11 protein-coding genes and 1 other RNA gene are annotated in these 14,083 nt (G+C 63.3%); 7 read left to right on the top strand and 5 right to left on the bottom strand.

The annotated features are described in order from the left end of the window. Positions 1-127: 127 nt before the first annotated feature. The gene (locus tag AC0Z35_RS15155; protein ID WP_046802717.1) at positions 128-805 is read left to right on the top strand and encodes a carboxymuconolactone decarboxylase family protein; all 678 of its coding nucleotides are present in this window, start codon (positions 128-130) and stop codon (positions 803-805) included. Between the two features lie 167 nt (positions 806-972). On the opposite strand, the gene ssrA is transcribed toward AC0Z35_RS15155, so the two are convergent. From ssrA to ompA, 5 genes are all read right to left on the bottom strand, one after another. After that, positions 973-1,362, bottom strand: a transfer-messenger RNA (tmRNA) gene (gene ssrA / locus AC0Z35_RS15150). Between the two features lie 112 nt (positions 1,363-1,474). After that, entirely contained in the window at positions 1,475-2,653 is a 1,179-nt protein-coding gene (locus AC0Z35_RS15145) for an MFS transporter (protein ID WP_485132373.1), read from the bottom strand. Positions 2,654-3,281: 628 nt separating this feature from the next. Next, entirely contained in the window at positions 3,282-3,956 is a 675-nt protein-coding gene (locus AC0Z35_RS15140; protein WP_485132374.1) for an HAD-IA family hydrolase, read from the bottom strand. Then, positions 3,953-4,681 (bottom strand): bifunctional 2-polyprenyl-6-hydroxyphenol methylase/3-demethylubiquinol 3-O-methyltransferase UbiG, encoded by a 729-nt coding sequence (ubiG, locus tag AC0Z35_RS15135; protein WP_046802720.1) that lies wholly within the window; start codon positions 4,679-4,681, stop codon positions 3,953-3,955. Before ubiG ends, AC0Z35_RS15140 begins: the two co-directional genes overlap by 4 nt. Positions 4,682-4,835: 154 nt before the next feature. After that, positions 4,836-5,417, bottom strand: a complete 582-nt coding sequence (gene ompA / locus AC0Z35_RS15130) for an outer membrane protein OmpA (protein WP_006225153.1) — start codon at positions 5,415-5,417, stop codon at positions 4,836-4,838. A 413-nt stretch (positions 5,418-5,830) separates the two neighbouring features. Between ompA and gyrA the strand changes: the two genes are divergently transcribed. From gyrA to aroA, 6 genes are read left to right on the top strand one after another with little or no spacing between them, the layout of a single operon-like run. Beyond that, on the top strand, positions 5,831-8,515 hold the full coding sequence (gene gyrA, locus AC0Z35_RS15125; protein WP_104143133.1) for a DNA gyrase subunit A: 2,685 nt from the start codon (positions 5,831-5,833) through the stop codon (positions 8,513-8,515). Next, positions 8,515-9,645: a 3-phosphoserine/phosphohydroxythreonine transaminase gene (gene serC, locus AC0Z35_RS15120; RefSeq protein WP_485132375.1), complete on the top strand. Its 1,131-nt coding sequence runs from the start codon at positions 8,515-8,517 to the stop codon at positions 9,643-9,645. The genes gyrA and serC overlap by 1 nt, the downstream gene beginning before the upstream one ends. After that, a complete protein-coding gene (gene pheA / locus AC0Z35_RS15115; protein WP_046802723.1) occupies positions 9,638-10,723 on the top strand; it encodes a prephenate dehydratase in 1,086 nt (361 codons plus the stop codon). The genes serC and pheA overlap by 8 nt, the downstream gene beginning before the upstream one ends. A 9-nt stretch (positions 10,724-10,732) precedes the next feature. Then, the gene (gene hisC / locus AC0Z35_RS15110; RefSeq protein ID WP_046802724.1) at positions 10,733-11,854 is read left to right on the top strand and encodes a histidinol-phosphate transaminase; all 1,122 of its coding nucleotides are present in this window, start codon (positions 10,733-10,735) and stop codon (positions 11,852-11,854) included. Then, complete coding sequence (locus tag AC0Z35_RS15105) at positions 11,851-12,753, top strand: prephenate dehydrogenase (protein WP_485132376.1); 903 nt, start codon at positions 11,851-11,853, stop codon at positions 12,751-12,753. The genes hisC and AC0Z35_RS15105 overlap by 4 nt, the downstream gene beginning before the upstream one ends. A gap of 5 nt (positions 12,754-12,758) precedes the next feature. Further along, positions 12,759-14,081, top strand: a complete 1,323-nt coding sequence (gene aroA / locus AC0Z35_RS15100; RefSeq protein WP_485132377.1) for a 3-phosphoshikimate 1-carboxyvinyltransferase — start codon at positions 12,759-12,761, stop codon at positions 14,079-14,081. The last annotated feature ends 2 nt before the right edge of the window (positions 14,082-14,083 follow it).

Genomic DNA, 14,083 nt, shown 5'->3' with positions numbered 1-14,083 from the left:
TTATGGCCGCGCATTGGCGATGAGCCTGAGCCTGGCTTGCACGGGCGTCCAGGCTGCTCCGCCCACCCCGACCGCGCCGCCCACCCCGACCGCCCGGTCCGCCGCGAATCCACAGGAGTCCCCACCCATGTCCCCCGCACAAACCGCGTCTTCGCTTACCGACCAGACGCTTTCTATCCGTCAACAAGCGATTGTGCCGATTGCGGCTTTTGCAGCCGCCGGCGACCTGGGCAAGCTGAACGCCGCTTTAAATCAAGGCTTGGATGCCGGCATGACGCTTAGCGACGCCAAGGAAGTGCTGGTGCAGCTTTACGCGTACGCCGGATTCCCGCGCAGCCTGAACGCCCTGGGCGAGTTGATGAAAGTGCAGCAGGCGCGCAAGCAGCGCGGCATCAACGACGCACCCGGGACCGAACCCAGCCGTCCCATCCCGAAAGGCGACGCCTTGCTTGCGGCGGGCACCGCCAATCAAACCAAGCTGTCGGGCGGGGAGGTGGCGGGGCCGCTGTTCGACTTCGCACCCGTCGCCAACGAATACCTGCGTGCGCATCTGTTCGGCGATATTTTTGAACGCGACAATCTGGATTGGCAAAGCCGGGAGCTCGCCACGGTGGCAATGCTGTCGGCACTGCCGGGCACTGAACCGCAGTTACAGGCGCACATGCGCATCAGCATGAATGTGGGCATTACCGAGGGCCAGCTTCGTCACCTTGGGCAGATTCTGGATGAACGCGCGGATCCCGCGTATGCGCAGCGGGCCCGTGCAGCGCTGGACCGCCATTTAGCGACGAAGGCGGCGGGCTGATCGGCCAAACCGTTTCGGAAATCCCAAAAGAAAAAGCCGCTCGACGATATGTCGAGCGGCTTTTTGCGTCTAGCGGTCAGTGCCGGTCAGTAATGTGCCCTTCGGCAAAAACGTTATTCCTGAAAATCAAAATGTCGAAAATCAGAATAACCGGCATCAAGGGTATTTGGTGGAGCCGGGGGGAATTGAACCCCCGTCCGCAAGCCCTCTGCAATCAGTTCTACATGCGTAGTCGATTTATTTAGTTTTAACTTTGGACTTAGCCAACCGACAGGCCGGACCAAAGCGATTCACGTAATTTAAATCTGAGCCGTGTGACCCCAGCGCAGACCGATTCCTTGTGAATGTCGCTGCTGCGGTTCGAGGGTTACCCCCCTAGGAAGTTGCCTTCCTCCGCCTGACCCAAGGACAGATCAGTGCAGCGGCTCACCGCTTAAGCGGCGAGAGCGAAACGCTCGTCGTTGGCGTTTGTAGTGTTTCCAGTGGTTTAACGAGCGAACTGGTGCTCGGCATGCCCTGAGTTGTTTCGCGACCCACGTCGAATCCGGATCGGCCCCAAGAACTTTCTATTGTACTGGTAAATGCCATAGCCTGCTGTACTGTCCACATGCCCGCCAAACAAGGCGTGGCGTGGGGGCGACACCGGTTCTGGCCCGCGTCTTACTGGGCTTAGACGGCGCTTGCGCACGCAGGTTCCGCGGGCGCGCGGCCGCGTGAAGCCGCCATCAGCGCCAGCGCCAAACCCACGGAAACCGCCACGATCAGCGCGGCCGCCCAGCCCAACGACGCTAGCCCATAGTTATCGATGACATGGCCGCCCACCACGGCGCCCAGCCCGATGCCGATATTGGCGCCCGAAATATTCAGCGACGCGGCAAAGGCCGGCGCCTGCGGAGCCGCCTTCATCAGCCGGACGTGGCACACAATGAACAGCGCCGCCTGGGCGATACCCCAGAGCCCCAGGGCCACCGCAAGGAAACCGTGCGATTGCATCACCGGCGCGACGAACACCAGTCCGGCCGCCATCATGGAAGAAAACAGCGCCGTTGCGCCCAGGGGGCTGCGGTCCACCATGCGGCCGCCCAGCGTGTTGCCGATCAAGCCCACGGCGCCAAACGCCATCATTGTCCAGCCCACGATCTGGCCGTTGAACCCCGCCAGCCGCTCAAGCATATCGGCCAAATAGGTGTAGGCCGTGAACATGCCGGTAAACACCAGCAGCGACAGCACAACATGGCCCAGCACGATCGGGTCGCGCAGGATGCGTAGCTGTGTCACCAGCTTGACGCTGTCGGCGCGGATACGGGTGCTGGGAAAGGTCAGCAGCAGCAGCAGGGCTTTGGCGAACGCCACGCCAGACAGCACCCAGAACGCGGCACGCCAACCGAAAGCGTCCGATATCAGCACGCCGATCGGGATGCCGAACACGGTGGCCGCCACGATACCGAAGGCGACCAGCGAGATGGCTCGGCCGGCACGCGCGGGGCCCACCAGTTCAACGGCGGTGGCGCTGGCCAGCGACCAGAATACGGGCAAAGCCAAGGCCGGCACGAAGCGGGCCACGGCCATGACCCAGATGTTTGGCGCCATGGCGGCTACGGCGTTTGACACGCCGAACAACGCCAAGACGCCGATAAACAGGCGTTTGCGCTCTACGTTGGCCATCAAGGCCGTCAATAAGGGACCCGTGGCGGCAACCGTGAAAGCAAACAGCGTGACCAGCAGGCCTGCCTGTGAAACGGTCACATCCAGATCGCGGGCCAGGCCGGGCAAGAGGCCGACGATCAGGAATTCGGTGGTCAGGATGGTGAAACCGGCGGCGGAAAGTAGCAGGATGGGCAAAAGCATAGGCATTCCTCTAGCGCGATGCCGACTGGCGGCGCGCGGGGGCAGGGCGTTGTGGTCGAAAAGGTCAGGTATGCGCCGCGGAATTAGCGTGGCGCGCTGCTGGCGGCGCTATGTCCGCCTGCGGAAGGGCGTGTGCGGTAAAGCGTGTGCGGTGATGCGTGTGCGGTGAAGGAAGCGGGGCGGATAAAACCGCAGTCCTGCGCCGGCAAAGGCCGAGTCGGTTATCGGGAAGTTCCTGATTGCCGGGGATGGTTCACACTTTAAGGGAGTTCGAAATCGGGATAAAGCAGGCACGCGCGGAAAGATTGTTCGCACCGATCAACTAATACCAGCGCTAATACCAGCGCAGCCCCGGGCCGGACGGGACGCTTGGGATGATCAGCGCGAGCAGGGCGACCGGGAGGCGGCGCGTAAGGGGGATGAATCAGGCAGGCTGAGGGGAGAGGCTGAAGGGAGAGGCTGAAGGGAGAGGCTGAAGGGAGAGGCCGATGGGGACAGGCCGGCCGGGACAGGCCGATTGGGGGACGCCGATTGGGACAGGCCGATTGGGACAGGCCGATCGAGTGAGGCCGGTCGAGTGAGGCCGGTCGTGAAAGGCGGCGGACCCTGGGTCCGCCACCAGCCCGCTTCAGCGCACGTCGCCGGGCAGCAACGGTTGGATGGCGGCCCAGAGCTCTTCCGGGGTATTGGCGCAGGTTTCGGCCTGCCAGCTGATGATGTCGTCGTCTTCGCCCACGTACCCGTACGCGGCTGCCACGGCGGGCATGCCTGCGGCGTGCGCCGCCTGAATGTCGCGAAGGTCGTCGCCCACGTAGACGCAGCGGTCCGTGGCAAACCCGGCTTCACGAGCCGCATGTTGCAGGGGCAGCGGGTGCGGCTTGGCGTGGGCGGTGGTGTCGCCGCAGACCAGCACGGCGCTGTCGCGGGTCAGATCCAGGAACTCGACGATGGGCAGCGTCAGATACGTCACTTTATTGGTGACGATGCCCCACGACAGGCCGCGTTCGCGAATATTCGCCAGCAATTGCTCGATGCCGGGAAACAGCTTGCTGTGCACCGTGGAGCTGGCCGCGTAGTCTTCCAGGAACTGGAGGCGGGTCGGCTCGTAATTTGGATCGCCGGGCGCCAGGTCCAGCGCCACCCGAAGCAGGCCACGCGCGCCTTGCGACGCAACCGGACGCAAGGCTTCATACGGCATGGGCTCCAAACCGCGACGCGTGCGCTGCTGGTTGGCGGCGGCGGCTAGGTCGGGGGCGGTGTCGGCCAGGGTGCCGTCGAAATCAAACAGGATCAGGGCGCTCATTTGCGGGTAGCCATCAGGTAGTTGACCGAGGTGTCGGACGACAGCGAGTAGATCTGCGTAATCGGGTTGTATTCCATGCCACGCATGCTGACCGGCTCAAGCTGGGCAGCGCGGGCGGCGGCGGACAGTTCGCTGGGCTTGATGAACTGGTCGTAGCTGTGCGTGCCACGCGGCAGCAGTCGCAGAACATATTCGGCGCCAATGATAGCGAAGAGGAAGGCCTTGGCGTTGCGATTCAGTGTCGAAAAGAACACCCAGCCGCCCGGTTTGACCAGCGTTGAGCAGGCGCGCACGATGGACGCCGGGTCCGGCACGTGTTCCAGCATTTCCATGCAGGTGACCACGTCGTACTGGCCGGGCTGTTCGACAGCCAACTCTTCAACCGGCACGTTGCGGTATTCCACCTTTACGCCCGATTCCAGTCCATGCAAGCGAGCCACTTTAAGGGACTTGTCCGCCAGGTCGATACCCGTGACTTCCGCGCCGCCGCGCGCCATGGCTTCAGCCAGGATGCCTCCGCCGCAACCGACGTCCAGCACTTTCTTGCCAGCCAGGTTGCCCGCACATTCCTGAATCCATTCCAGCCGTAGCGGGTTGATGGCATGCAGCGGCTTGAACTCGCTTTCGGGATCCCACCAGCGGCTGGCCAGGGCGCTGAACTTGTCCAGTTCGGCTTGGTCGGCGTTGACGGCAGGGCGGTCGGAGTCGTGAATTTGCGTGGTCATGGGAAGGTCCAGCGAAAGGCGACGCTATATATATAGAGGGGCGGCTGACGCCCAAGGGCGAGGCAAGCCGCAGGCCATGGCACCAAGCCGGTGCATGACGGGCGAAAAAAAGGGCCTCGCTATGCGAGGCCCCTTATTGTAGCTAGTCCGGCAATTACTTGCGGCTACCCACGATTTCGATTTCAACGCGACGGTTTTGGGCGCGGCCCTCTTTCGTCTTGTTGGAAGCGATCGGGTTCGACTCGCCCTTACCTTCCGTGTAGATACGGTTGGGGTCGATACCCTTGCTGACCAGGTAGGTCTTGACCGAAGCGGCGCGGCGCTCGGACAGCTTCTGGTTGTAGGCGTCAGTACCGATCGAATCGGTGTGGCCAACAGCAATGATGGTTTCCAGCTCGATACCGCGAGCTTGCTGGGCGACTTGATCCAGCAGCTGACGACCTTCGGGCTTCAGGGTCGACTTGTCGAAGTCGAAGAACGTGTCAGCATTGAACACGACCTTTGCCGCCATCGGGGCCGGCTTCGCCTTCTGTTGTGCAACCGGGACACCGTCGCAACCGGGGATACCGGTGGCAGGGGTCCAGAAAGCATCGCGCCAGCACAGTTCGTTCGTACCGTTTTTCCAAACGTTACCGAACGGGTTGCGCCAGTTGTCCACGGTTTGCGCGGAAGCTACACCAGAGGCCGTGACGGCGGCGAAGGCGAGCGCCAGAGCGAATTTGGAGGGTTTGTTCATGTTTCTCCTCGTTGAGCTTGAAGCTGGATAAGTGACTCGCAGCGAACCCCCGCCGCATATCAGGAAAACGGGGCCAGTATAGCAACGCCAAGAGCTGGTTCAAAGGATTAGCTACTGGGTTTCCTGCGTGCTGGAAACAATCTTAAGGCATTTGGGCACCTTTGGCTTCCCTGGAGAGGCGCATTAATGCTGGATACGGCGTTTTCGGCGCTCGTTCGGTTTTCCATGTTGGTTTTTGACAACAGGGGCGGAGGGCGTGGCCCGGCGGTCCAAGGACCTGTCCGACCGGCCACCCGGGCCGACGCCTTGCGGCACACCGCAAGCAAGCCGGGCAAACGGGAACGGAATCGAATGATAGAATTTCCTGTTTACCCGGCCCGGGTTCCTCCTTACACGATTCTGTCGTTATATATATGGATTCCTTTGCCAAGGAGACGCTTCCGGTTTCGCTGGAAGAAGAGATGCGCCGCAGTTACCTCGATTACGCAATGAGCGTGATCGTTGGGCGGGCGCTACCGGATGTGCGGGATGGGCTCAAGCCCGTCCACCGGCGCGTGCTCTACGCGATGCATGAGCTGAACAACGATTGGAACCGCGCTTACAAGAAGTCGGCGCGTATCGTCGGGGATGTAATCGGTAAATACCACCCCCACGGTGACCAATCCGTGTACGACACCATCGTCCGCATGGCGCAGGATTTCTCCATGCGCTACATGCTTGTGGACGGCCAAGGTAACTTCGGCTCCATCGACGGCGATAACGCCGCGGCGATGCGGTACACCGAAATCCGCCTGGCGAAGATCGCCCACGAGCTGCTGGCCGACATCGACCAGGAGACGGTGGACTTCGGCCCCAACTATGACGGCAGCGAACAAGAACCGCTGCTGTTGCCTTCGCGCCTGCCCAACCTGCTGGTGAACGGCAGCTCTGGCATTGCCGTGGGCATGGCCACCAATATCCCGCCGCACAACTTGCAGGAAGTGGTCGACGGCTGCCTGTACTGCCTGCGCAATCCGGCCTGCACGGTCGATGAACTCATCGAGATCATCCCGGCGCCGGACTTCCCCACGGGCGGCATCATTTACGGCATGTCCGGCGTTCGCGAGGGTTATCGCACGGGTCGCGGTCGCGTCATCATGCGCGCCAAGACGCACTTCGAAGACATGGAAAAGGGCAATCGCCAAGCCATCGTCATCGACGCCATCCCCTACCAGGTCAACAAAAAGACGCTGCAGGAACGTATCGCCGAACTCGTCAACGACAAGAAGATCGAAGGCATCTCCGATATTCGCGACGAGTCCGACAAGGACGGCATGCGCCTGGTCATCGAGCTCAAGCGCGGTGAAGTGCCCGAGGTTGTGCTGAACAACCTGTACAAGAATACGCAGTTGCAAGACACCTTCGGGATGAACCTGGTGGCACTGGTCGATGGCCAGCCGCGCCTGCTCAACCTGAAGCAGATGATCGACTACTTCCTGCAGCATCGCCGCGAAGTGGTCACGCGCCGCACGGTGTTCCAGTTGCGCAAGGCTCGCGAACGCGGCCACGTGCTGGAAGGCCTGGCCGTTGCGCTGGCAAACATCGACGACTTCATCACGATCATCAAGGCCGCGCCGACGCCTCCCGTCGCGCGCCAGGAATTGATGGCCAAATCGTGGGATTCGTCGCTGGTTCGCGACATGCTCTCGCGCGCCGATGGCGACACGCCGGGAGGCCGCGCGGCCTTCCGTCCGGATGACCTGGGCGACGAGTTCGGTCTTCAAGGCGACGGCCTGTACCGTCTGAGCGACACGCAGGCTCAGGAAATCCTGAACATGCGCCTGCAACGCCTGACCGGGCTTGAGCAGGACAAGATCGTTGGCGAATACAAGGACATCATGTCCACCATCGCCGACCTGCTCGACATCCTCGCACGCCCCGAGCGCATCACGACCATCATCAGCGACGAGCTTCAGGCCATCAAGGCCGAATTCTCGACGAACACGAAGGATTCGCGCCGTTCGGAAATCGAACTGAATGCGACCGAGCTCGACACCGAAGACCTGATCACGCCGACCGACATGGTCGTGACCCTGTCGCACGGTGGCTACATCAAGAGCCAGCCGCTGTCCGAATACCGTTCGCAAAAGCGCGGTGGACGCGGCAAGCAAGCCACGGCGATGAAGGAAAACGACTGGATCGACCAGCTGTTCATCGCGAACACGCACGATTACCTCCTGTGCTTCTCGAACCGTGGCCGTGTGTACTGGCTGAAGGTCTGGGAAGTGCCGCAAGGCACGCGCAACTCGCGCGGCAAGCCGATCGTCAACATGTTCCCGCTGGCTGATGGCGAGAAGGTCACGGTGGTGCTGCCGGTCAAGGAATTCAGCGAAGATCACTACGTCTTCATGGCGACCTCGCGCGGTACGGTCAAGAAGACCCCGCTGTCCGACTTCTCCAACCCGCGCAAGGCCGGCATCATTGCCGTGGACCTTGACGACGGCGACTACCTCATCGGCGCCGACCTCACGGACGGCAAGCACGACGTCATGCTGTTCTCGGATTCGGGCAAGGCCGTGCGCTTTGACGAAAACGACGTCCGTCCGATGGGCCGCAACGCCCGCGGCGTGCGCGGCATGATGCTGGAAGAAACGCAGACCGTCATCGCGCTGCTGGTGGCCGGCGACGAAACGCAGACCGTGCTGACCGCAACCGAAAACGGTTACGGCAAGCGCACCCCGATCGGCGAATACACCCGCCACGGCCGTGGCACCAAGGGCATGATCGCCATTCAGACCACCTCGCGTAACGGCAAGGTGGTGGGCGCGGTGCTGGTCAACCCGACCGACGAAATCATGTTGATCACCACCGGCGGCGTGCTGGTGCGTACCCGTGTCGCGGAAATCCGCGAAATGGGCCGCGCTACGCAGGGCGTCACGCTGATCAACGTTGACGACGGCAGCACGCTGTCCGGCGTGCGTCGTGTTGTGGAAAGCGACGCGGACGACGACGGCGAACTGGACGACGACGTCCAGGCCGAAGACGGTCAGGCGGAAGGCGGCGACGATAGCAACGGCGCAGCGGACTCGACGGATTCGACGGAACCTACGGAGCAATAATGGCCCGCCCCTGGAACTTCTCGGCAGGCCCCTCGGCCTTGCCCGAGGTGGTATTGCAGCAAGCAGCAGCTGAGATGCTGGATTGGCATGGCAGTGGCATGTCGGTGATGGAAATGTCCCATCGCGGCAAGCACTTCGTGCAGATCTGCGACGAAGCCGAATCCGATTTGCGCGATCTGCTGGGCTTGCCCGCTGATTACGCGGTCATGTTCATGCAAGGCGGGGGTTCCGGGGAGAACGCCATCGTTCCCATGAATCTCATGGGGCGCCGCGGCACGCCGGCCGCCGACTTCGTCGTGACGGGCCATTGGTCCAAGCGTTCGTACAAGGAAGCGGCTCGCTACGGCAGCACCCACGTGGCGGCCAGCAGCGAGCAAGCCATCCAGCTGGATGGCCGCGAGCAGGCGCCGTTGACCTGGGTGCCGCCGGTCGACACCTGGAACGTGCGCCAGGAATCGGCCTACCTGCATCTTTGCAGCAACGAAACGATTGGCGGCGTCGAGTTCATGGACTGGCCCGACACCGCCGCGCTGGGCGCGCCCGATGTGCCGCTGGTGGTGGATGCGTCGTCGCATTTCCTGTCCCGGCCCATGGACATCACGCGCTGCGGCATGGTGTATGCCGGCGCGCAGAAAAACGCAGGCCCGGCAGGCGTGACCATGGTCATCGCCCGCCGCGACCTGGTCGGCCACGCCTTGCCCATCTGCCCGTCGGCGTTCGACTACGCCAACGTGGCCGCCGAACATTCGCGCTACAACACACCGCCTACCTTCGCGATCTATGTCGCGGGCCTGGTGTTCAAGTGGGTCAAGGCCAACGGCGGCGTGGCGGGCATGGAAGCCGCCAACAAGGCCAAGGCCGATCTGCTGTACGGCTACCTGGACAGCAGTGGGTTCTACCGCAATCCCATTCACGCGCCCGTGCGTTCGCGCATGAACGTGCCGTTTGTGCTGCGCGACGAATCGCTCAACGACACCTTCCTGCAAGGCGCCGATGCGGCGGGGCTGACCCAACTGAAGGGTCACAAGAGCGTGGGCGGCATGCGCGCGTCCATCTACAACGCCGTACCTCTTGCGGGGGTTGAAGCGTTGGTCGAGTACCTGAAGGAATTCGAGCGCCGCTATGGATGAAGACCTGCAACGCAAGTTGCGCCCCTTGCGCGAACGCATCGATGCGCTGGACGCGCAGATCCTCGACCTGCTGTCGCAGCGCGCCCGCGCCGCACTGGAAGTCGGCGAAGCCAAGCACGCCGCACAAGCCGATGGCCCGGTGCTGCGCCCCGAGCGGGAGGCCGAAGTCATCCGCCGCTTGCAGCAGATCAACCCCGGCCCGTTTCCGAATGCGGGCGTGGCGTCGGTCTGGACCGAAATCATCTCGGCCTGCCGAGGCCTGGAACGCGGCATGACAGTTGCCTACCTGGGCCCGCAAGGTTCGTTTTCCGAGCAGGCGGCGCTGGAGCATTTTGGGCACGCCGTTCAGAAGCTGCCTTGCGCGTCGTTTGACGAGGTGTTTCGCGCCGTCGAGGGCGGGCAGGCCGATGTGGGCATGGTGCCGGTGGAAAACTCCACCGAGGGCGCCGTCAACCGCAGCCTGGATCTGCTGCTCAATACGCCGCTGACGATCCTGGGCGAGCGCTCGCTGGTGATCCGCCATTGCCTGATGTCGCAGTCGGGCACCATGGACGGCATCAAGACCATTTCCGCGCACCCGCAAGCGCTGGCGCAGTGCCAGGGTTGGCTGACACGCAACTATCCCGATGTGGAACGGGTTGCCGCGTCCAGCAACTCCGAAGCGGCGCGCGCCTCGGCGGGCGACCCGACCATCGCGGCGATTGCCGGTGAAGTGGCCGCGCCCGCCTGGAATCTTCAAGTCATCGCGGCCGGCATTCAGGACGATCCGCACAACCGCACCCGGTTCTTGGCCATCGGCAATATCCAGCCGCTGGTCAGCGGCAAGGACAAGACCAGCCTGATCCTGGCCGTGCCCAACCGCGCCGGCGCCGTCTACGAAATGCTGGCGCCCCTGGCGGACAACGGCGTGTCGATGACCCGCTTCGAGTCGCGCCCCGCGCGCACCGGCCAGTGGGAATATTATTTTTACGTAGACGTCCTGGGTCATCGTAATGATCCGAACGTTCAGCGCGCGCTTGCCACGTTGCAGGCGCAGGTTGCCTACCTGAAGGTGCTGGGTTCGTACCCGGCGCCGTGAGCCCACACCATGACCACCGCATCCAAGCCCCTCGTTGCCCCGGCGCACGTCAGCGCCATTGCGCCCTATCAGGCGGGCAAGCCCATTGAAGAACTGGCCCGTGAATTCGGGTTGGATCCGGCGGGCATCGTCAAGCTGGCCTCTAACGAAAACCCCTTGGGCATGCCCAAGTCGGCGCGCGCCGCGATGTTGGCCGCAGCCGAGTCCCTGGCGCGTTATCCGGACCCCAACGGCTTCGATCTGAAGGCCGCGCTGGCCGAACGCTATGGCGTGCCGATGAACTGGATCACGTTGGGCAACGGCTCGAACGACATCCTGGAAATCGCGGCATTGGCGCTGCTGGAGCCGGGTTCGTCGGCCGTCTACGCGCAACATTCGTTTGCGGTCTATCGGCTTGCCACGCAAGCGCGCGGTGCACGCCACATCGTGGTGCCGGCAAAAGACTACGGTCATGACCTTGACGCCATGTTCGACGCCATTGCCGACGACACGCGCTTGCTGTTCATTGCCAACCCGAACAATCCCACCGGTACGTTCGTGCCTGGCGACAAGATTGCGTCTTTCCTGGAGCGCGTGCACGCCGCTCACGGCGATCGCGTCACCGTGGTGCTGGACGAGGCCTACAACGAATACCTGGATCCGGAATATCGCTTCGACAGCACCGCGCTGGCACGCCGTTTCCCGAACCTGATCATTTCTCGTACGTTCTCCAAGGCCTATGGGCTGGCGGGGTTGCGGGTGGGCTTTTCGGTGTCGCAACCGCCGTTGACCGACTTGCTTAATCGCGTGCGTCAGCCGTTCAACGTGAACACCTTGGCACAGGCAGCGGCGATCGCCGCCTTGGGCGATGCCGCCTACCTGGAAGAAGCCTACGCATCGAACAAGTCGGGCAAGGCGCAGCTTTGCACCGCCTTCGATCGGCTTGGGCTGCGCTATGTGCCCAGCTTCGGCAATTTCGTGCTGGTGCACGTGGGCGACGCGCCCCGCATCAATCTGGAATTGCTCAAGCGTGGCGTAATCGTTCGTCCCGTCGCGGGCGATGGCCTGCCGGAATGGTTGCGTGTGTCGATCGGGCTGCCTGAAGAGAACGCCCGCTTTATTGATGCCCTGACCGACATCCTGGCCACATGAACGACGCGTTACCTTCTTCCGATCAGGGGGCCGCTGGCCCCCTGATTCCTGTATTGGCCGTGGTGGGTGTGGGCTTGATCGGTGGTTCGTTTGCCGCCGCGCTGCGCCAGGCAGGGCAGGTGGGGCGCGTGCTGGGCGTGGGGCGTAACGCCGCATCGCTGGCGCGCGCCGTTGAACTGGGACTGATCGACGAAGCGGTCAGCGCCGAAGATGCCGCCGCACGCGCGGATCTGGTTCTTCTATCCACACCGGTCGGTGGCCTGAAAAATGTGTTGTCGCGGATGCTTCCTCATCTGGGCGCCAACACCGTCGTCACCGATGCGGGCAGCACCAAGGCCGAAGTGGTCGATGCGGCGCGCCAAGCGTTAGGCGAGCAAATCGGGCGCTTCGTGCCGGGGCACCCGATTGCCGGCGCCGAGCGCACGGGCCCGGACGCCGCCGATGCCTCGCTGTATCGCGGCCGCACCGTCATCTTGACGCCGTTGCCGCAGAACAGCGCCGCGTCCATCGCGCTAGTGCGTCGTGCGTGGCAAGCCTGCGGCGCCAGCGTCATCGACATGGACGCCGACGCGCACGACCGCGTGCTTGCGTCGGTCAGCCACCTGCCGCATCTGCTGTCCGCCGTCTATATGGAGCAGGTGGCCACGGCCGCCGATGCCCGCACGCGCCTTGAGCTGGCGGGTAGTGGGTTTCGCGATTTCACGCGCATCGCGGCGGGTTCGCCCGAGATGTGGCGCGATATCTTTTTATCCAATCGCGACGCGATGCTGGCCGAGCTTGCCGAGGTGCGCGCCGTGCTGGACCGAGCCGAACGCGCCATTGCCGATGGCGACGACGCGGCCTTGCTGGCTTTGCTGGACACTGCGGCCCAGGCGCGCCGCAAGTGGCAACAGGAGTAACTGACATGGGCGCTTTGCCTTATCTGGACCTGCCGCGCGTGCGGCAGGCGCACGGCGTAATGGCCTTGCCCGGTTCAAAAAGTATTTCCAACCGCGTGTTGCTGTTGTCGGCCATTGCCGAAGGCAGCACGCTGATCACCGGGCTGCTGGATTCCGATGACACGCGCGTCATGCTTGGGGCCTTGCGCCAATTGGGCGTGCAGGTGTCCGACCTGGATGCCGGTCGCGTCACGGTAGAGGGCGTGCGTCGTTTCCCGGTGGAAAGCGCGGATCTTTTCATGGGCAATGCGGGCACTGCGATCCGTCCTCTGACCGCCGCGTTGGCGCTGATGGGCGGCGACTACCGACTGTCGGGCGTGCCGCGCATGCATGAACGGCCCATTGGTGACCTGGCGGATGCCCTGAATGCGCTGGGCGCCCGCATCGATTATCTGGGCCGGCCCGGCTATCCGCCGCTGCATATCGGCCGCGGCCAGATCGCCGATGAGGCGGTTACGCGCGTGCAGGGCTCGGTTTCCAGTCAGTTCCTGACGGCCTTGTTGCTCGCCGCTCCGTTGCAGGCCGGCAACAGTGGCAAGCCCGTGACCATCGAAGTGGTGGGCGAGCTGATCTCCAAGCCTTACATCGAAATCACGCTGAACCTGATGGCGCGGTTTGGCGTGCAGGTGCAGCGCGACGGCTGGAGCCGCTTCGTGATCGAAGGCGGGGCGGGCTACCGTAGCCCGGGCCAGATCGCGGTCGAAGGCGATGCCTCGACAGCGTCCTACTTTCTTGCGCTGGGCGCGATCGGCGGCGGCCCGTTGCGCGTGACCGGCGTGGGCGCGGACAGCATTCAGGGCGATGTCGCCTTCGCCGACACACTGGCGCAAATGGGCGCCACGGTCACCTACGGGCCCGATTGGATCGAGGTTGCCGGCGTAAGAGTGGCGGACGGGGCGCGTCTGAAGGCCTTCGACACCGACTTCAATCTGATTCCGGACGCGGCCATGACGGCTGCGGCGCTGGCCTTGTATGCCGACGGCCCTTGCCGGCTGCGTAACATCGGCAGCTGGCGCGTCAAGGAAACGGACCGCATCCATGCCATGCAGACCGAGCTTGAAAAGCTCGGGGCAACGGTGGAATCCGGACCTGACTGGCTACGGGTCATCCCGCCGGCCCAGGACGCCTGGCGCGACGCGCACATCGGCACCTGGGACGATCACCGCATGGCCATGTGCTTTTCATTGGCGGCTTTCGGGCCCGCCGCCGTTCGAATTTTGGACCCGGGTTGCGTCAGCAAGACGTTCCCGGGTTATTTTGATGTTTACGCAAGCCTCGTGTCGGCCTAGCG

It is taken from the genome of Achromobacter sp. 1L-A-4-B-C2, assembly GCF_057291955.1.
This window is presented reverse-complemented; position numbering and strand designations above follow the sequence as displayed.

Bases quoted from the DNA above. Each gene is read 5' to 3' on its own strand.
- serC (WP_485132375.1), top strand. From the start codon at position 8,515: ATGGCCCGCCCCTGGAACTTCTCGGCAGGCCCCTCGGCCTTGCCCGAG.
- pheA (WP_046802723.1), top strand. From the start codon at position 9,638: ATGGATGAAGACCTGCAACGCAAGTTGCGCCCCTTGCGCGAACGCATC.
- aroA (WP_485132377.1), top strand. From the start codon at position 12,759: ATGGGCGCTTTGCCTTATCTGGACCTGCCGCGCGTGCGGCAGGCGCAC.
- AC0Z35_RS15145 (WP_485132373.1), bottom strand. From the start codon at position 2,653: ATGCTTTTGCCCATCCTGCTACTTTCCGCCGCCGGTTTCACCATCCTG.
- hisC (WP_046802724.1), top strand. From the start codon at position 10,733: ATGACCACCGCATCCAAGCCCCTCGTTGCCCCGGCGCACGTCAGCGCC.
- ompA (WP_006225153.1), bottom strand. From the start codon at position 5,417: ATGAACAAACCCTCCAAATTCGCTCTGGCGCTCGCCTTCGCCGCCGTC.
- ubiG (WP_046802720.1), bottom strand. From the start codon at position 4,681: ATGACCACGCAAATTCACGACTCCGACCGCCCTGCCGTCAACGCCGAC.
- gyrA (WP_104143133.1), top strand. From the start codon at position 5,831: ATGGATTCCTTTGCCAAGGAGACGCTTCCGGTTTCGCTGGAAGAAGAG.
- AC0Z35_RS15140 (WP_485132374.1), bottom strand. From the start codon at position 3,956: ATGAGCGCCCTGATCCTGTTTGATTTCGACGGCACCCTGGCCGACACC.
- AC0Z35_RS15155 (WP_046802717.1), top strand. From the start codon at position 128: ATGTCCCCCGCACAAACCGCGTCTTCGCTTACCGACCAGACGCTTTCT.
- AC0Z35_RS15105 (WP_485132376.1), top strand. From the start codon at position 11,851: ATGAACGACGCGTTACCTTCTTCCGATCAGGGGGCCGCTGGCCCCCTG.